Here is a 17339-nt window from a genome sequence, read left to right as displayed (position 1 = left end):
CACGATAACATCCACCCGCGGGCCCTTTCATTGCAGGCGCTGCTGCACCGTGTCGGTCAATTCGGCCAGCGAGAACGGTTTGGGCAGGAACACTGAGTTCGGCATGTCCCGCTGCACCTCGCCGAAACTTTCCTCGGCATAGCCCGACACGAACACAACCTGCACCGAGGGGCGATCCTGCAACGCCTCGCGCACCCAGCTTGGCCCGTCGCGCCCCGGCATCACCACATCGGTCACGAAGACATCGACCGACAACTCGGGATCTTTCAGAACGGTCAGCGCGGCCTCGGCCGAGTCGGCCTCGATCACCGTGTAGCCGCGCAAGCGCAGGGCGCGGGCGGCAAAGGCACGCACCGGCGCCTCGTCCTCGACCAGCAAAATCACACCCTCGGCCGGCTTCGTGGCGATCGGCGCGGGGCGCGCCGCGGCCTCGGGCCGGGCGGGCATGTCAGCGTCGTGCCAGCGCGGCAAATACAGCGTGAACACGGTGCCACGTCCCTTTTCGCTATCAACGAAGATGAACCCGCCGCTCTGCTTGACGATGCCATAGGCGGTTGACAGGCCAAGCCCCGTGCCCTTTGCCACGCCCTTGGTGGTGAAGAACGGCTCGAACACGCGCTCGCGCACATCGGCGCCCATGCCACAGCCGTCATCCGACACCTTGACCGTCACGTAATCGCCCGCCGGGATGACGGCCCGGTCGCGGTTGGCGGGCGCCTCGAGCGTCAGGTTCTCGGTTTCGATGCGAATCTCGCCGCCGTCACGCATCGCATCGCGGGCATTCACCACGAGGTTCATCAAGACCTGCTCCAATTGGCGCTTGTCGGCGCGAATCGCATGCAAGGCCGGGTCGTGCGACAGGCTCAGCGAGATCCGCTCTCCCACCAGGCGGTTCAGCAGATGTGTCAGGTCCGACAGCGTGTTGCGCATATCGAGCACCTCGGGCCGCAGGGTCTGCTTGCGCGAAAAGGCAAGCAACTGGCCCACCAGCGCCGCGGCCCGGTTGGCATTCTGGTTTATCTGCATGAGATCGGCAAAATCCGGGGCGCCCTGGTCGTGGCGTAACAGCAGCAGGTCGCAATGGCCCGTGATCGCGGTCAGCAGGTTGTTGAAATCATGCGCCACACCGCCTGCCAGTTCGCCGATGGCCTGCATTTTCTGGCTTTGCACGAATTGCGCCTCGAGCGCCTTGAAATCGGTGGCATCGGTCAGCACCGCGACAAGCACGGCGCTGTCACCGCTGCCCGCCCGATGCAGCGACACCTGTACGAAAACATCGCGATCCTCCCGCGTGAGGCGCAGGAATTCCGAACGCTGGGCCATGCGGCCACCCACCGCGTCCGACAACCAGTCGGAAATCGACCGCCCCAACCCCTCCATCAAAGATGACAGCGGGATGCCCTCGCACCCATCCCGCCCCAGCAACTCCAACGCGCTGCGGTTTGCCTGCATCACGTGGCCACGCGCATCGAGGCGCAGCAAGGCCACCGGCAACATGTCCCAGAACGCGTCGGGCGGGGTGGATTCCGTGCTTCCGGCAGGCGGCGACAGCAGGTAGATCTCGCGTCGGCCTGCCAGCCCCTCGCTCTGCGCGACAAGGCAATCAATCGTGCCATCGGCAGCCGATACCTTTTGAACGTGGCCGGGCCGTACCGGCAGGTCGGGAAAGATTCGGTCAAGCGATTTGCACCGGTCGCCCACCAGCCGCCGCGCGGCCTCGTTCATCGAAAGCACCGTGCCGCTCCGGCCCACCGTCAGCAGGGGCAAGGCAATCGAACCGCGCGCCGCGGGCGTGCGGTCTGTCATGTCCTCGAACCGCCACAACAGAAGGGTATCGTCAAGCATATGCGCCGTGATCCGAGTATGGCCGCCGCGCGACACGACATCTTCGGACGCGCGGCCATCGGACATCGCGCGGCCCTGCACCCGAAGCAGCACCGCGCCGGGGCTGGCCATGTTGCGCTCCAGCGCGGCGGCCAACGTTGCGGCCTGCGCCGAAAGGCGCGTCGCGGCCTTGTTGCGGGTGCGGATCGTGCCATCGACAAAGGTCACGAAGGTTGGCATCGCGTCATGTGCGACGCAGGCATCGATCATCGCCAGGGTGTGACGCTGTCGCTGGCGGTGCCATATCGCCAACAACGCCGCGATGGCCATCGCCCCCAGCAAAGTCAGCGCCATGGCAAGGCTGGCCACGGCCAGCAAGGGCTGCGGCGCCGCCCAGGCCACGCCAAGGCACAGCAACGCCATTGCCAGCGCGATACCAGGGCGGCGCATGATGCGCCCCCCGTTGCGGGCCAACGGCCCTGGTGAAATGGCGGTTTCCGTCAACTGGACGCCCCCGATGCCAAACCTGCCAGGCCATAAGATCGCACGATCCGTTAATCGGCGATTAATACGGCACGACATTCCCGCAAAGGTTGCTTTATTTTTTGGACAGTTCAAGTATGGCGATAAAAAACCCGTCGCCCTCTGGGCCGGGCAGCCAGCGCCGCTGGTGCAGCAACCGCCAATCGGGCATCGCGCGCGAAAAGGCGGTCACGCGGTCCTCGTTCTCGCAGGTCAGCACCGAACAGGTTGCATAGGCCAGCACGCCCCCCGGCGCCACAAGCCGCGCCGCGCGGTGCAGGATGTCGTCCTGCGTGGCCGTCAGCTCTTGCAGCCGGGCTTGCGTCAAGGCCCATTTCCCCTCGGGCGCACGCCGCCACGCGCCGCTGCCCGAACAGGGCGCATCCGCGAAAACCAGATCATAGGGCGCCGATGCAGCCACGCCCGCCGCATCGGCCATGCGCAGAACGGCCCCCGCCCGCGCGGCCCGGGTGGGCAGGTCCTTCATCCGGGCCGGCAGGGCGTCATGGGCGGTCACGGCGGCGTCGAACCGCGCGGCCAGCGCCAGTGCCTTGCCGCCGCCACCGGCGCAATAATCCAATATATTGCAATAGCTTGCCGCCGGAATCTCGTGAATCGAGGCTTGGCTGGCCCCGTCCTGCAATTCGATCATGCCCTCGCGATAGGCCGCCGATTGCGCCACGCGGCGGGCCCCTTCGGTCACCCGCAACGCGGTCGGGGCAATACCGGCTTGCTCGCAGGTGATGCCCTCGTCGGCAAGGGTGGCACGGGCGGCCTCGGGCGTGGCGCGCAGGCTGTTGACCCGCAGCATGACGGGCGCGCGGTGGCGCAGGCTGTCGGCCACGGCAGTCGCTTGATCGCCCAGGCTTTGCTGCCAATGCGGCCAAAGCCACTCGGGCAGGTCCAGCGCCGCCGCACCCTGCGGCTCGGCCCCGGCGGCGCGCTCGTCGGGCGACAGCGGCGCGGGCGCATGCCCCTGCCCCGTGAACAAGGCGTCCGGCTCGGCGCCCTGCCCGCGCAACAGCCCCAGCATCAGCGCCCGGCCCGTATCACCCCCACCCCACTCCGCGCAGGAGCGCCAGCGGCGCAGCACGTCGAACACGTGGTCGCGGATCGCCGCGCGATCCCCGGAGCCGGCAAAACGCGCGCCCCGCGCCCAGCGCGTCAGGGCACGCTCCGCAGCCTCGCCATCGGCGATACGGTCAAGAATGTCGATGGCGGCGGCAACACGCGCGGCGGGGGTCATGCCACCACCACGCGCGGCCGCCCGGGCCGGGGCCGCGCCGGCCCCAGGCTGCGATCAGCGCCCATCATCCGGCCCGGTAATTCGGGCTTTCGCGCGTGATCTGAACGTCGTGCACGTGACTTTCCTTGAGCCCGGCATTGGTGATTTTCACGAAACGGCAATTGCTGCGCATCTCGGGCACGGTGGCACAGCCGGTATAGCCCATGGCCGCGCGCAAACCGCCGACAAGCTGGTGAATGACCGTGCCCGCCGACCCCTTGTAGGGCACTTGCCCCTCGATCCCCTCGGGCACCAGCTTGTCGCTGGCGGCGTCCTTCTGGAAATAGCGGTCGGCCGAGCCGCGCGCCATCGCGCCGAGGCTACCCATGCCGCGATACGCCTTGAAGCTGCGCCCCTGGTACAGGATCACCTCGCCGGGGCTTTCGTCCGTGCCCGCGATCATGCTGCCCACCATCGCACAGGAGGCGCCAGCAGCGATGGCCTTGGCGAAATCGCCCGAGAACTTGATGCCGCCATCGGCAATGACCGGCACGTCGCCCGCCGCCGCGGCACAATCCATCACCGCCGTCAGTTGCGGCATACCGACGCCGGCCACCATCCGCGTGGTGCAGATGCTGCCGGGCCCGATACCCACCTTGACCGCGTCGGCACCCGCGTCGATCAGGGCGCGGGTGGCCTCGGCGGTGGCGACGTTGCCGGCGATCACCTGCACCTCGTTCGACAGGGTTTTCACCCGCGTCACCGCCTCCAGCACGCCTGCGCTATGGCCATGGGCGGTGTCGACCACGATGATGTCGCAGCCCGCATCCACCAGCGCCTCGGACCGCTCGAACCCCGCATCGCCCACGCCTGTGGCCGCCGCCACCCGCAACCGGCCCAGGTGGTCCTTGCAGGCGGTGGGGTTCAAAACGGCCTTCTCGGTATCCTTCAGCGTCAGCAGCCCGGTCAGTCGGCCCGTCGCATCCGTCACCAGCAGCTTTTCGATCCGCCGTGCCTTCATCAGGCTGATGGCCTCGTCGCGGTCAGCCGGTTCGTGCAGGATGGCCAGGTTCTCGGTGGTCATCATCACCCGCACCGGCGTGTCGTCGGTTTCGGCAAAGCGCATATCGCGGTTTGTCACGATGCCCACCACGCGGTGCTTGTCGTCGACCACCGGAAAACCCGAAAAACCGTACCGCTCGGTCAGCGCGCGCGCATCGCCCAGCGTCTGGTCGGGGGTCAGGGTGACGGGGTTGTAGACGATGCCCGATTCAAACCGCTTGACCCGGCGCACCTCGCGCGATTGCTGCTCGACATCTAGGTTCTTGTGGATCACCCCGATGCCGCCCGCCTGCGCCATCGTGATGGCCATGCGCGCCTCGGTCACGGTGTCCATGGCCGAGCTCAGCAGCGGGATGTTCATAGTGATGGATTTCGTCACCTGCGTGCGCGTATCAGCCGTGCTGGGCAGCACGCTCGACGCGGCGGGAACAAGCAAAACATCATCGAAGGTCAGGGCCTCGCGAATCTCCATGGTGCAACTCCAGTGCGTGGGTTCGGTTGGCACGTCCCTATCGCATGGGATAGACGCGGGGGAAAGCCCCAAATCGCCGCGCCCCGGCGCACCCGCTGGGAACCGGGCAAGCCATGGGCAACCGTTGGGGGCAAGGGCCCGGCCCAAGGCGGGCCTGATTGGAAAAAACAGCCAGGGGTGCCCCGTTCCAATCGCCCGTGGCGCCGTTTCCACCCTTGGCGCGATCTTGCACGCGCGCGGCGCGGGTTGGGGTTGAACGTCATCGAACAAGATAACGCGAAACTTTCACGTCCGAATGCCGCCCCAACGTCAGAAAATGACGTTTGCCGGCTTTCGTCTGCGCGGTTAGGGCCTATGGTCTGTCAAGGCGTGAACAAGCAGGTCCAGACATGAGCACCGATCCCACCCAAGATCCCCTTGTCATCTTCACCCCCTCGGGCAAGCGTGGCCGCTTTCCCGTTGGCACGCCCGTGCTGACGGCGGCACGCCAGCTCGGGGTTGACCTCGACAGTGTCTGCGGCGGGCGCGGCATCTGCTCGAAATGCCAGATCACGCCCTCTTACGGCGAATTCTCGAAACACGGGGTATCCGTGGCCGACGATGCGCTTTCCGAATGGAACGCGGTCGAGGAACGGTATGATCGCAAACGCGGGTTGAAACCGGGCCGCCGGCTGGGCTGCCAGGCCACGGTGCAGCGCGACGTGGTGATCGACGTGCCCCCCGAATCGCAGGTCCACCGCCAGGTCGTGCGCAAGGCCGCATCGACCCGCGTGATCACGATGGACCCGGCCACGCGGCTATATTTCGTCGAAGTGCAAGAACCCGACATGCACGAACCCACCGGCGATCTTGAACGCCTGGCCCGCGCGCTGCGCGACGAATGGCAGGTCGAACATGTCACCGCCGACGTGGCGCTTCTGGGCAAGCTGCAACCAGTTCTGCGCAAGGGCAAGTGGCAGGTCACCGTGGCGCTTTACCACGACCATCGCGGCGGGCCGTCGCGCCTGCTCGACATCTGGCCCGGCCTTTACGAAGACGGCATTTACGGGCTGGCGATCGACCTTGGCTCCACCACGATCGCGGGGCATCTGTGCGACCTCGATACCGGGGCGGTACTGGCCTCCTCGGGGTTGATGAACCCCCAGATCCGCTTTGGCGAAGACCTGATGAGCCGCGTCAGCTATGCCATGATGAACCCCGGCGGCGACGCCGAGATGACCCGCGCGGTGCGCGAGGCGCTGAACTCGCTGGCACAAGAGCTGGCGACCGAGGCAGGGATCGCACCATCCGCCATCTACGAGGCAACTCTGGTCTGCAACCCGGTGATGCACCACCTGGCCCTTGGCATCGACCCCGTCGAACTGGGCCAGGCGCCCTTTGCGCTGGCCACCTCCGACAGCCTGACCCTGCCCGCCCCCACGCTGGACCTGTCCGCGCTGAACGTCGACGCGCAGGTTTACATATTGCCCTGTATCGCGGGCCATGTCGGCGCCGATGCCGCCGCCGTTGCCTTGTCGGAACGGCCCGACCAGTCCGACGACCTGGTGCTGATCTGCGACGTGGGCACCAATGCCGAGATCCTTCTGGGCAACAAGAGCCGCGTTCTGGCCTGCTCTTCGCCCACCGGCCCGGCCTTCGAGGGCGCCCAGATCAGTTCCGGGCAACGCGCCGCACCGGGCGCGATCGAACGGATCGAGATCGACCCTGCCACCAAGGAACCGCGGTTCCGCGTGATCGGCGTCGACCTCTGGTCGGACGATGACGGGTTCGACGCGGCGGTGGCCGAAACCGGCATCAGCGGCATTTGCGGCTCGGGGATCATCGAGGCGGTGGCGGAAATGCGCATGGCCGGTTTGCTCGACCCGTCGGGCCTGATCGGCTCGGCCGAACAGACCGGAACGCCCCGCTGCATCGCCGATGGCCGCACCCATTCCTATGTCATCCACGATGGCACGGCCGATGGCGGCCCGCTCATCAGCGTGACCCAGGGCGATATCCGCGCGATCCAGTTGGCGAAATCGGCGCTTTATGCCGGGGCGCGGCTGCTGATGGATGAAATGGGCGTCGACAAGGTGGACCGCGTTGTGCTGGCCGGCGCGTTCGGCGCGCATATCAGCCCCAAACACGCGATGGTGCTGGGCATGATCCCCGATGTGGCGCTGGACCGGGTGACAAGCGCGGGTAACGCCGCCGGCACCGGCGCGCGCATCGCGCTGCACAACATCGCCGCCCGCGCCGAGATCGAAAAGGTGGTCCACACGATCACCAAGGTGGAAACCGCGATCGAACCCAAGTTCCAGGAGCATTTCGTCGCCGCGAACGCCATCCCCCACGCAACCGACCCGTTCCCGCAACTCTCTGCCGTGGTGCCGCTGCCCAAGGTCAGCTTCAACACCGGCGGAGGTGGCGGCGGTGACGGTGGCGGTCGTCGCAGGCGGCGGCGGGGCTGACAAACACCCGCCTTGCCCATGCGCCATGCCTCGCTATCCTGACGGCCAACAACAGCGACAGGAGCACCACCATGAAAATCCACCGCGCGGGCAGCCGCCCCTCGCAAGGCCCGAACCCCGACTATTTCACCGGCACCGTTCGCTTTGACCCGGTGATATCGGCCAACGCGCCCGCCCGCACCAACGCGCTGAACGTCACGTTCGAGCCGGGCGCGCGCACCGCGTGGCACACCCACCCCTTCGGCCAGACCCTGATCGTGACCGCCGGAAAAGGCCGCGTCGGCAAGCGCGGCGACCCCGTGCAGGAGATTTTCCCCGGCGACGTGGTGTGGTTCGATCCGGGCGAAGAGCACTGGCACGGCGCCGCCCCCGATTGCGCCATGAGCCATATCGCGATCCAGGAAAAGGATGGCGACAGCGCCGCCGACTGGCTCGAAAAGGTGGCCGATGCCGACTATGGCGCCGACCCGGCCTGAAATGTTGGCCTTGGGCGCACCGAACCGCGCGGGTTTGCCATCGGATCGCGCGGTTCTGGCATGTTTATGGCGCGGCTAATTATATTTCGCGCCTTGCGCGCCCTGCCAAATCCCACTTGACGGAGGGCGCGGGCTGGCTTACCTCCAATCGCGTCGCGGGTGTAGCTCAATGGTAGAGCCGCAGCTTCCCAAGCTGAAGACGAGGGTTCGATTCCCTTCACCCGCTCCATCCCCGCCCGATGGCACTCTCCTTGCAGCCGCGCCATGATCGCGGTGCACCGGACAAGGCTTTCCAAATGCTGGAAAAAATTCTGACAACGCTGGGTCTTGTTCTGATCGGCGGCGTTGGCGGAACCATCGCGCATTGGCTGCAAACGCCGCTGCCCTTCATGCTGGGCAGCCTTGTTTCCACCGCGCTGATTGCCACGCTTTTCGGGCGCGTGATACCGGAAGGCTATGTTTTTCCACAGAAGTTCCGGCTGGTATTCTTGGCGGTCATCGGCGTGATGATCGGTGCGCAGGTCTCGCCCGACCTGATCGAGATGCTGCCCGCCATGCTTGTCAGCTTTTCCGCGATCGTGCTGTTCGTCGGGCTTGCGCATAGCGGCAACTACCTGATTTTCCGCCATATTGGCGGATATGACCGGCCAACGGCCTTCTACTCGGCCACGCCGGGCGGTTTGTTGGAATCCATCACCATGGGCGAGGCCGCAGGCGCCGATATCGCGACGCTGACGATGCAGCAATTCCTGCGCATCATCCTGGTGATAACGCTGGTTCCGATCGGGCTGTCATTTTGGATGGGCGCCCCCGTGGGCAGTGCCGGGGGCATGACGCTGACCCACGCAAACCCAAGTGATTTCAGTCACTTGCACGAGGTGGTCCTGACCGCCCTGGTGGGCCTTCTGCTCGGCAAACCGCTGCGCCTTCCCGCCCGTCACCTGACAGGCCCGCTTTTTGCCGCGGCCCTCGTTGCGGCATCTGGGCTGGCGGTGCTGGACCTGCCGAACTGGATGATCTCGGTCTGCCAAGTCGTGATCGGCGCAAGCCTTGGCATGCGGCTGGGCGGCCTGCGCGGCCATGCGGTGCTGCGCGGCGCGGGGCTCGGGCTGTTGTCGGTGGGTCTCATGCTGGGGGTCGGACTGGCGTTTTCGCTGACGCTTGAACACGTTACCGGCCAACCGTTGGATGTTCTTATGGTCAGCTTCGCCCCCGGCGGTGTGACGGAAATGGCGCTGATTGCCCTGTCGCTCAACGCCAACCCCGCCCTTGTCACCGCCCATCATATCTGGCGCATCATCGTGACCGTGATCGAACTGGCGTTGTTCGGACGCTACGTTCAGCGCCGCACGCTTTGACACTGCCTTTGACCCTGCGTTATCTGAACGCATGTTCAATTGATCGGCAGAAAGGCCAATCCCATGAAAATGCAAGACACGGCTGCACTCATCACCGGGGGCGCTTCGGGCCTGGGCGAGGCCACGGCGCGCCTGTTCCGTGACAGCGGGGCACAGGTCACGATCCTCGACCGTGACGCGGAGCGAGGACAGAAAGTGGCCGATGAGATCGGCGCAACCTTCGTCGAAACCGATGTCACGAGCGAGGAGTCGGTTCAGAACGCGGTAAACCAGGGCGTCAAGGCGATGGGCAAGATCAACGCCGTGGTCAACTGCGCCGGGGTCGGCACGGCGGAAAAGACCCTGCATAAAGACGGCGCCCACAGCCTTGAGCACTACAACCGCGTGATCGGCATCAACCTGGTTGGCACGTTCAACGTGTCACGCCTGGCTGCGGTGGAGATGGCCAAGAACGAGCCCGCCGACGATGGCCAGCGCGGCGTGATCGTCAACACCGCCTCGGTTGCGGCCTTTGACGGGCAAAAGGGCCAGGTGGCCTATGCCTCTTCCAAGGCCGGCATCGCCGGCATGTCTTTGCCGATGGCCCGCGATCTGTCGCGTGAAGGCGTGCGGGTCATGGCCATCGCGCCGGGTATTTTCCTGACGCCGATGCTGATGGGCCTGCCCGAAGAGGTGCGCGAGCAACTGGCGCTGGACGTGACCTGCCCCAAGCGGCTTGGCGATCCGCGTGAATACGCGGAATTGGCGCGGTTCATCGTCGAAGCGGGGTACCTGAACGGCGAAACGATCCGAATCGACGGCGCGTTGCGCATGCGCTGACCCCGGTCAAAGCGCCCCCTCGGTCTCGATCTTCAAATCGTGACCGCAATGCTTGCAGTGGATGGCATCCACATCATGCTTGGTCAGCCCGCATTCCGGGCACTTGTGCTTGACCTTGGCGGGCGAGAAAATCGCCCGCACCAATTGCAGGAACAACCCCACGCCCACCACCATGATACCGACCGACAACAGCCGGCCGGTGGGCGTGGTCATGGTGATATCGCCAAACCCCGTTGTCGTCAGCGTCGCCACCGTGAAATACAGCGCGTCGACATAGGTCGTCAGGCCCGGCTCTTCCTGGCCGCGCAAGACGAACACGATGGCCGTCATGGCAAAGATAAAGACCAGCAGGTTCAACGCCGCGACAAACGTATCCTCGTGCCGCCGGAACAGCAGCGAATCCCGGCGCAGGTCATGCATCAGGTGATAGGAGTGGATCAGGCGCAGCGAACGGATCACCCGCAGCACCGCCAACCCCTGCCCCAGGAACGGTGTCGCCAGCAGCGAGGCAAGCACGATGATATCCACGATCACGTAGATCCGCCGCAGGAACCTGGCCTTGTTCTCGGCAATCCACAGGCGCAAAATCAGGTCCAGCGCGATCAGGCTGCCGATCACCGCATCAGCCACCAGCAGCGCCGGCGTGAGGGGCATGGCCGCGGTCGCCAGGAAGAACACGATCGTCACCGCGTCGAACAACAAAAGCGCGTATCGAAACCGCGTGGCGCGCTTGCTGCGCCCCTCGTAAAGAAGCCTGACGCGATCTTTCAACTGTCTGTCTTCGGCCATTATTGCCCCGACGCGAAAACCGTTTGGTACCGGCGATCCGGTTCAGCCAGCATTCTCTGCCTTTTCTTCCAACGCAAGCCATTCCTCCTCGGCCTGCGCCAGCGCCTCTTGCCGGGTCGTCAACGCCTCGGTCGCCTTCTGGAACTTGACGGGCTCACGGGTGAACAGATCGGGGTCGGCCAGCAACCCCTCAAGCTTGGCAATCTCCGCTTCCAAGCGTTCGATCTCTTTCGGCAATTCGTCCAATCGGTGCTTCTCGGTAAAGCTCAGCTTTGGCTGCACGCGCTTATCCGGCTTGTTGTCCTGCCTTGACTTCGCCTTCTTGTCTTTTGATTTTTCGTCATTTTTCTGCGTCGTATCGTCGGCCTTCTGGGCTTGGTAATCGCTCCACCCGCCGGCATAGACGGTCGCGCGGCCATCGCCTTCCATCGCGATGGTGGTGCTGGCGACGCGATCCAGGAAATCCCGGTCATGGCTGACCAGCAGCACCGTGCCATCGTAATCGTCCAGCAGCTCTTGCAACAGGTCCAGCGTTTCGATGTCCAGGTCATTGGTAGGTTCGTCCAGCACCAGGAGGTTCGATTCCCGTGCCATCAGCTTGGCCAGCAATAGCCGCGCCTTTTCCCCGCCCGAAAGCGACTTGACCGGCGCGCGTGCTTGCGCTTCGTCGAACAAGAAATCCTTGAGATAGGCGACCACGTGCTTGGGCTGGCCGCGCACCAGCACTTGGTCGGCCTTGCCCGAAACGCGCATGTCCGGGTCACCCGTCAGGCTGTCCCACAGGGTCATTTCCGGGTCGAGCTGGGCACGCGCCTGGTCGAACACGGCAGCCTGCAGGTTGGTGCCATGCGTGACGGTACCGCTGTCGGGCGCGATTTCACCCATCAGCATCTTCAGCAGCGTCGTCTTACCCACCCCATTTGGCCCGACAAAGGCCACGCGGTCACCGCGCAGGATACGGATATCAAAAGGTCGCAGGATTACTTTTTCATCATAAGCCTTTGAAATGCCTTGCGCCTCTATCACCTTTCGACCCGATTTCGGGCCCTGCTCCAGCTCCATCGCCGCGGTGCCCTGGCGCGAGATCTGGGATGCCCGTTCGGCGCGCAGCGCCTGCAACGCGCGCACCCGGCCCTGGTTGCGCTTGCGCCGCGCGCTGATACCTTCGACGGCCCAGCGGGCCTCGGCCTTGATCTTGCGATCCAGCTTGTGGCGGGCAATGTCCTCTTCTTCCCAGACCTTGTCGCGCCAGGCTTCGAACCCTTCGAACCCCTCTTCGCGGCGGCGCACCGCGCCCCGGTCGATCCACAGGGTCTGGCGGGTGAGCGCGCGCAGAAAGGCGCGGTCATGGCTGATCAGGACGAAAGCCGCGCGGGTCTGTTTCAACTCGGTCTCAAGCCAGCGGATCGCGTGGATATCGAGGTGGTTCGTCGGCTCGTCGAGCAGCATCAGCTCAGGGGCCTCGGCCATCAGCTTGGCCAGCGCCGCGCGGCGGCGTTCGCCGCCCGAGGCGGTTTCGACCGGGCGGGCGGGGTCGAATTTCAGGCCCTCGCCCGCCATTTCCACGCGATACATCTCGCCCGCGTCCAACTCGCTGGCCGCGTAATCGCCCAACGTGGCAAACCCGGCCATGTCGGGCTCTTGTTCCATGTAACCCACGGAAACGCCCGGTGACACGACACGGTCGCCGTTGTCAGGCTCGACCAGGCCGGCCATAACTTTCATCAGGGTGGATTTTCCCGACCCGTTGCGCCCGACCAGCGCCACCCGGTCGCCCGGCTGCACGACAAGCGAAAGGCCGGAAAACACCGGATCGCCGCCAAAGGTGAGCGAGATGTCGTTGAGTTGTAAAAGAGGTGCGCGCGCCATGGGGGGCAGCTATAACCGCCGCTCGCCCCCGTCAAGCGGTTCAGCCGGCGACCGCGCGCAGCAGTTTCTTCCGCGCGGGCGGAATGGCGTTGATTTCCAGCCCCGTGAACACATGCAGCGTGTTCATCTGGTCGTCGACCACCGCGTGATCGCTGACCCACCCCCCCATCAGCAGGTAGGTGCGCAGCAACGGCGGCATCCGCAACATTGCCAGTTTCGCGTCGGGCTTGCGCCGCAAAAGCTGCGCAAAGCGGAATACCCGCGGCGCCTTGACCCGCGGCAACCAGCGCTTGGGCGCCAGGTGCCGGTCGCGCAGGACAGTAAAGGCATCCAGGTATTGCTCGGCCCGGGTGCCCTTGAACGAGGAACAGCCGAAAAGCAGCTCGACCCCGTGATCGTCCACATAAGCCGTCATCGCGCCCCAGGCCATGCGCAAGATGTCGGGGTCTTTCACATCAGGGTGGATGCAGAACCGGCCCAGTTCGACCATCGGGCCGGCAAAGTCGTGCAGGCGCGACAACTCATAATATTGCGCTGAATAGCTGCGGTCGATCTCGGCGCCGCCCGCAAGGGGCAGAAAGCGAAAACAGCACAAAAGCCGGCCCGAATCCACCTCTTCGACCAGGATATGCGTGCAGATTTCGTCAAAGCGATCGGCGTCCTTGCCATCCGTGCCGTGGAACGAAAGATGGCGCAAAACCTGCGTTGCGGCGACATCCTCATCCGTTTCGGCCAGCCGGGCCACGTAGCGGCCCTTTGTCAAATACGTCATGGCGGACATACCCCACGCCTGTGATGCGCAAACCGTAGTCTCACGCGCCATAGCATACAAGATATGACAACCGCGCGACGCAGCGCGCGGACGGCCTTACTCCAACAGATCGTCTGCCGCGAAATTGCCCAGGCTGCGCAAAAGCTGCTGCAGGAAGGCATTGCTTGTGTCGCCGGTTTCGGTGACGCGGCGCGTGATCGGCACGACCTGGCCATCCTCAAGCCCGAACCGCTCGATGTTGCTCACCACGCCCGCCTCGTCAAACGAGATTGCCAGAACCTCGCGGTTGACGACCTCGGGGCGGCGATAGGCAAAATGGCGCACGCGGCTGGAAATGTAGTAGTAACCGGAGCTGTCGAGCACCCCGCCCGCCGAGGGCGACCCCACCACATCGGCCACCGTGTCACGGGTATCGACGCCGACAACGATCTGGGAAAGATCCTCGTCGTTGGGCACGTAGCCGTGGTTGCGATAAACCGAAGAGCAGCCCGCCAGTATCAGCACACAGAATATTGCAGCGAATTTACGGACCATCGACGCCCCCCTTGTCACGGCACACAGTGCCTTCTATCCCGATTACAGAAGGAACCGAAAGGGTTCAAGAATGGAAGCGCCCAGATGACCCACCGCCCAAACCGCCATCGCGTCGCCGATCTGCCCCCGAACCGCCCCCTGCCATTCGAACTGCGCCCCACACCCGAGGCCAACGCCGCGCTGGCCGCGGAACTGGGGCTGTCGGGCCTGCGCAAACTGTCTTTCAAGGGTGAGCTTCGGCCCGACGGGGCGCACGACTGGCGCCTCGATGGGCATCTGGGCGCCACGGTGACACAGCCCTGCGTCGTCACGCTGGCGCCGGTGACCACCCGCCTGGAAGAACCCGTGACCCGGCGATTCCTGTCGCGGATGCCCGAATCCGGAGAAGAAGAAGAGGTCGAGATGCCCGAGGACGACTCGATCGAACCGCTGGGCGACGTGATCGACCTCGATACGGTGATGGCCGAGTCGCTGGCGCTTGCGCTGCCACTTTACCCGCGTGCCGAAGACGCCGAACTGGGCGAGACGGTCGTGACCGAACCGGGCAAGGCCCCCATCCGCGATGAAGATACAAAGCCCTTTGCCGGCTTGGCCGATCTGCGGGATGCACTTAAGAAGGACGAATAGACCCGGGGCAAAAAACCGCTTGCCTCGACGCGGAATCACAGTATTTTCCGCGCTTCATCGAATTCAGGGTTGGACATGCGGGTTACACTCTTGTAAGTGCCCCCAAACCCTTGTGAAACACGGCGCGACGCGCCATAGGAATAAAGGTTGCGACATGGCTGTCCAACAGAACAAAGTATCGAAATCGCGCCGCAACAACCGCCGCGCCCATGATGCGCTGGTTGCGGCAAACCCCAATGAGTGCTCGAATTGCGGTGAACTCAAGCGTCCGCACCATGTCTGCGCGGCCTGCGGCCACTATGCCGACCGCGAAGTGGTCGCCTTGGTTGACGAGGTTGATCTGGACGAAGACGCGGCCTGATCGCACGGAGGCGACTGTCCGCATGACTGAAGCGCAGCCTCGGTCCCTTTCAGACGGCGGTCGTATCGTCATATCCGTTGACGCCATGGGTGGCGACCGGGGGCCTGCGACCGTTGTCGCCGGCATTTCGCGTTCGGCCAAGAAAAACCCCGACATTGCCTTTATCCTGCACGGGCCCCGCGACGAGTTGGAACGCCTTGTCGCAAAGCGCCGCCACCTGGCCGGACGATGCGAGATTCGCGACGCCGCCGATACCGTCAGGATGGAGGACAAGCCCAGCCACATCATGCGGCACGGGCAGAACACCTCGATGTGGTCGGCGCTCGATTCCGTGCGTAACGGCGAGGCCACGGTTTGCGTATCCTGCGGTAACACCGGCGCGTTGATGCTGCTGTCGATGGTGCGGCTGAAAAAGCTGCCCGGCGTCAATCGGCCAGCCATCGCGGTGCTGTGGCCATCGCGCAACCCGCACGGCTTCAACGTCATGCTGGACGTGGGCGCCGACATCCGCGCCGATGCGCAGGATCTGCTGCAATACGCCCTGATGGGCGCCTCTTATGCCCGCAACGGCCTGGACATTACCACGCCGCGGGTCGGCCTTCTGAACGTGGGCACCGAAGAACACAAGGGGCGGCCCGAATTGAAATCCGCGCATGAGCTGATGGCGGCGAATGCCGAAAAGGGCAATTACCAGTTCGTGGGATTCGCCGAGGGCGGCGACATTCCGGGCGACCGCTGCGACGTGATCGTCACCGATGGGTTTACCGGCAATATCGCGCTGAAAACCGGCGAGGGCACGGCCAGCTTGATCGGCGACCTGCTGAAAGAGGCGTTCAAATACACCCCGCTGTCGCGTATCGCGGCGCTTTTGGCGCTGACATCGCTGCGTCGCCTGGCCAAGCGTATCGACCCGCGCCGGGTGAATGGCGGCGTTTTCCTGGGTCTCAACGGCACGGTTGTAAAATCGCACGGCTCGGCCGACGCTACAGGCGTGTCGGCGGCCGTGAAACTGGCCTTTCAGCTGGCGCAAAGCGGTTTTTCCGACAGGCTTGCCGCACGGGTGGCCGCGGCCACCTCGCAATTGCACGAGATGACGAACGACAAGGATAAAAGCGCATGACGATACGGGCGGTGGTGCGAGGCGTCGGGCATTACCTGCCCGAGCGCGTTGTGGAAAACAGCGACTTCGAAGCCTCGCTTGATACGACTGACGAATGGATTCGCGCACGTTCCGGCATCGAACGGCGGCATTTCGCAGCCGAGGGTGAAACCACATCCGACATGGCCACGAAGGCGGCGCAGGCCGCGCTGGACATGGCCGGTATCGGCGCCAACGACCTGGATACGATCATCCTGGCCACCTCGACCGCCGATCTTACCTTTCCGTCGGCTGCGACGATGGTGCAACACAAGCTGGGCATGACCGGCGGCTTTGCCTTTGACGTGCAGGCCGTCTGCGCCGGGTTCATCTTTGCGCTGGCCAACGCCAATGCGCTGATCGCGTCGGGCCAGGCACGGCGCGTGATGGTCATCGGCTCGGAAACCTTCAGCCGCATCATGGACTGGAGCGATCGGTCAACCTGCGTGCTTTTCGGCGACGGTGCCGGGGCGCTGGTGCTTGAGGCGCAAACGGGTGCGGGCACCACCGACGACCGCGGTATCCTGGCGACCGATCTGCATTCTGATGGCCGCCACCGCGATATTCTGTATGTAGATGGCGGTATCTCGACCCAAAGCACCGGCTATCTGCGGATGGAGGGCAAAGAGGTCTTTCGCCACGCGATCGAGAAATTGGCTGCGACCGCCGATAGCGCGTTGGAAAAGGCCGGCCTGGGCCACGACGACGTGGACTGGATCGTGCCGCACCAGGCCAATATCCGCATAATCCAGGGCACGGCGAAAAAGATGGGCGTGCCGATGGAGCGCGTGGTGGTCACCGTGCAGGACCATGGCAACACCTCGGCGGCGTCGATCCCGCTGGCGCTCTCTGTGGGCTGCGCGCGCGGCCAGATCAAGCCGGGCGATCTGATCGTGACCGAGGCGATCGGTGGCGGCCTGGCATGGGGGGCTGTTGTCCTGCGCTGGTAGCGGCAAGGATGCGCTGTAAATGTCGCTGGCCAACCCATTGATATTGACTCGGAAATTAGCCTGCCCCTATCATCGCGCAAAACCGCAGGGG

General features: G+C 64.7%; 15 protein-coding genes and 1 tRNA gene. 9 read left to right on the top strand and 7 right to left on the bottom strand.

Annotation, left to right across the window (positions count from 1 at the left end; all coding sequences use genetic code 11):
• Positions 1 to 27: 27 nt before the first annotated feature.
• The 3 genes from M8744_RS09825 to guaB all read right to left on the bottom strand — a co-directional run bounded on the left by M8744_RS09825 (position 28) and on the right by guaB (position 5105).
• Positions 28 to 2274, bottom strand: coding sequence for an ATP-binding protein (locus M8744_RS09825; RefSeq protein WP_251414387.1), 2247 nt, complete (start codon positions 2272 to 2274; stop codon positions 28 to 30).
• A 148-nt stretch (positions 2275 to 2422) separates the two neighbouring features.
• Positions 2423 to 3592: an RsmB/NOP family class I SAM-dependent RNA methyltransferase gene (locus tag M8744_RS09820; protein ID WP_251414384.1), complete on the bottom strand. Its 1170-nt coding sequence runs from the start codon at positions 3590 to 3592 to the stop codon at positions 2423 to 2425.
• 64 nt (positions 3593 to 3656) lie between these two features.
• Positions 3657 to 5105, bottom strand: a complete 1449-nt coding sequence (guaB, locus tag M8744_RS09815; RefSeq protein ID WP_251414381.1) for an IMP dehydrogenase — start codon at positions 5103 to 5105, stop codon at positions 3657 to 3659.
• A 389-nt stretch (positions 5106 to 5494) separates the two neighbouring features.
• On the opposite strand from guaB, the gene M8744_RS09810 reads away from it, so the two are divergent.
• The 5 genes from M8744_RS09810 (at position 5495) to M8744_RS09790 (ending at position 10208) form a co-directional block, all read left to right on the top strand.
• Positions 5495 to 7555 (top strand): ASKHA domain-containing protein, encoded by a 2061-nt coding sequence (locus M8744_RS09810; RefSeq protein ID WP_251414374.1) that lies wholly within the window; start codon positions 5495 to 5497, stop codon positions 7553 to 7555.
• A gap of 71 nt (positions 7556 to 7626) precedes the next feature.
• Positions 7627 to 8031 carry a (R)-mandelonitrile lyase gene (locus tag M8744_RS09805; protein WP_251414371.1) on the top strand — a complete coding sequence of 135 codons (405 nt, stop codon included), beginning with the start codon at positions 7627 to 7629 and terminating at the stop codon, positions 8029 to 8031.
• A gap of 155 nt (positions 8032 to 8186) precedes the next feature.
• Positions 8187 to 8260, top strand: a tRNA-Gly gene (locus M8744_RS09800).
• Between the two features lie 67 nt (positions 8261 to 8327).
• Positions 8328 to 9389 carry an AbrB family transcriptional regulator gene (locus M8744_RS09795; protein ID WP_251414368.1) on the top strand — a complete coding sequence of 354 codons (1062 nt, stop codon included), beginning with the start codon at positions 8328 to 8330 and terminating at the stop codon, positions 9387 to 9389.
• A gap of 63 nt (positions 9390 to 9452) precedes the next feature.
• A complete protein-coding gene (locus M8744_RS09790) occupies positions 9453 to 10208 on the top strand; it encodes an SDR family NAD(P)-dependent oxidoreductase (protein WP_251414365.1) in 756 nt (251 codons plus the stop codon).
• Positions 10209 to 10214: 6 nt separating this feature from the next.
• Here the strand turns inward: M8744_RS09790 and M8744_RS09785 are convergent, their stop codons facing one another.
• The 4 genes from M8744_RS09785 to M8744_RS09770 form a co-directional block, all read right to left on the bottom strand.
• Positions 10215 to 10997 (bottom strand): ion channel, encoded by a 783-nt coding sequence (locus M8744_RS09785; protein WP_251414346.1) that lies wholly within the window; start codon positions 10995 to 10997, stop codon positions 10215 to 10217.
• Between the two features lie 42 nt (positions 10998 to 11039).
• A complete protein-coding gene (locus M8744_RS09780) occupies positions 11040 to 12866 on the bottom strand; it encodes an ABC-F family ATP-binding cassette domain-containing protein (protein WP_251414333.1) in 1827 nt (608 codons plus the stop codon).
• 40 nt (positions 12867 to 12906) lie between these two features.
• Positions 12907 to 13638 (bottom strand): GNAT family N-acetyltransferase, encoded by a 732-nt coding sequence (locus M8744_RS09775; protein ID WP_251414330.1) that lies wholly within the window; start codon positions 13636 to 13638, stop codon positions 12907 to 12909.
• Positions 13639 to 13734: 96 nt separating this feature from the next.
• Positions 13735 to 14172 (bottom strand): outer membrane protein assembly factor BamE, encoded by a 438-nt coding sequence (locus M8744_RS09770; RefSeq protein WP_251414327.1) that lies wholly within the window; start codon positions 14170 to 14172, stop codon positions 13735 to 13737.
• Between the two features lie 84 nt (positions 14173 to 14256).
• On the opposite strand from M8744_RS09770, the gene M8744_RS09765 reads away from it, so the two are divergent.
• The 4 genes from M8744_RS09765 (at position 14257) to M8744_RS09750 (ending at position 17248) form a co-directional block, all read left to right on the top strand.
• Positions 14257 to 14799: a YceD family protein gene (locus M8744_RS09765; RefSeq protein WP_251414314.1), complete on the top strand. Its 543-nt coding sequence runs from the start codon at positions 14257 to 14259 to the stop codon at positions 14797 to 14799.
• Between the two features lie 154 nt (positions 14800 to 14953).
• The gene (gene rpmF, locus M8744_RS09760) at positions 14954 to 15160 is read left to right on the top strand and encodes a 50S ribosomal protein L32 (RefSeq protein WP_251414311.1); all 207 of its coding nucleotides are present in this window, start codon (positions 14954 to 14956) and stop codon (positions 15158 to 15160) included.
• A gap of 22 nt (positions 15161 to 15182) precedes the next feature.
• A complete protein-coding gene (gene plsX / locus M8744_RS09755; protein ID WP_251414308.1) occupies positions 15183 to 16280 on the top strand; it encodes a phosphate acyltransferase PlsX in 1098 nt (365 codons plus the stop codon).
• Positions 16277 to 17248 (top strand): beta-ketoacyl-ACP synthase III, encoded by a 972-nt coding sequence (locus tag M8744_RS09750; protein WP_251414295.1) that lies wholly within the window; start codon positions 16277 to 16279, stop codon positions 17246 to 17248. Before plsX ends, M8744_RS09750 begins: the two co-directional genes overlap by 4 nt.
• Positions 17249 to 17339: the final 91 nt, after the last annotated feature.

The organism is Lutimaribacter degradans, from assembly GCF_023703375.1.
GTDB classification, from domain to species: domain Bacteria; phylum Pseudomonadota; class Alphaproteobacteria; order Rhodobacterales; family Rhodobacteraceae; genus Lutimaribacter; species Lutimaribacter degradans.
The sequence above is the reverse complement of the archived record's forward strand: the minus strand, read 5'-3'. Positions and strand labels throughout refer to the sequence as shown.

Bases quoted from the DNA above. Each gene is read 5' to 3' on its own strand.
- M8744_RS09765 (WP_251414314.1), top strand. From the start codon at position 14,257: ATGACCCACCGCCCAAACCGCCATCGCGTCGCCGATCTGCCCCCGAAC.
- plsX (WP_251414308.1), top strand. From the start codon at position 15,183: ATGACTGAAGCGCAGCCTCGGTCCCTTTCAGACGGCGGTCGTATCGTC.
- M8744_RS09750 (WP_251414295.1), top strand. From the start codon at position 16,277: ATGACGATACGGGCGGTGGTGCGAGGCGTCGGGCATTACCTGCCCGAG.
- rpmF (WP_251414311.1), top strand. From the start codon at position 14,954: ATGGCTGTCCAACAGAACAAAGTATCGAAATCGCGCCGCAACAACCGC.
- M8744_RS09810 (WP_251414374.1), top strand. From the start codon at position 5,495: ATGAGCACCGATCCCACCCAAGATCCCCTTGTCATCTTCACCCCCTCG.
- M8744_RS09770 (WP_251414327.1), bottom strand. From the start codon at position 14,172: ATGGTCCGTAAATTCGCTGCAATATTCTGTGTGCTGATACTGGCGGGC.
- M8744_RS09805 (WP_251414371.1), top strand. From the start codon at position 7,627: ATGAAAATCCACCGCGCGGGCAGCCGCCCCTCGCAAGGCCCGAACCCC.
- M8744_RS09775 (WP_251414330.1), bottom strand. From the start codon at position 13,638: ATGACGTATTTGACAAAGGGCCGCTACGTGGCCCGGCTGGCCGAAACG.
- M8744_RS09820 (WP_251414384.1), bottom strand. From the start codon at position 3,592: ATGACCCCCGCCGCGCGTGTTGCCGCCGCCATCGACATTCTTGACCGT.
- guaB (WP_251414381.1), bottom strand. From the start codon at position 5,105: ATGGAGATTCGCGAGGCCCTGACCTTCGATGATGTTTTGCTTGTTCCC.
- M8744_RS09790 (WP_251414365.1), top strand. From the start codon at position 9,453: ATGAAAATGCAAGACACGGCTGCACTCATCACCGGGGGCGCTTCGGGC.
- M8744_RS09785 (WP_251414346.1), bottom strand. From the start codon at position 10,997: ATGGCCGAAGACAGACAGTTGAAAGATCGCGTCAGGCTTCTTTACGAG.
- M8744_RS09780 (WP_251414333.1), bottom strand. From the start codon at position 12,866: ATGGCGCGCGCACCTCTTTTACAACTCAACGACATCTCGCTCACCTTT.
- M8744_RS09825 (WP_251414387.1), bottom strand. From the start codon at position 2,274: ATGCGCCGCCCTGGTATCGCGCTGGCAATGGCGTTGCTGTGCCTTGGC.
- M8744_RS09795 (WP_251414368.1), top strand. From the start codon at position 8,328: ATGCTGGAAAAAATTCTGACAACGCTGGGTCTTGTTCTGATCGGCGGC.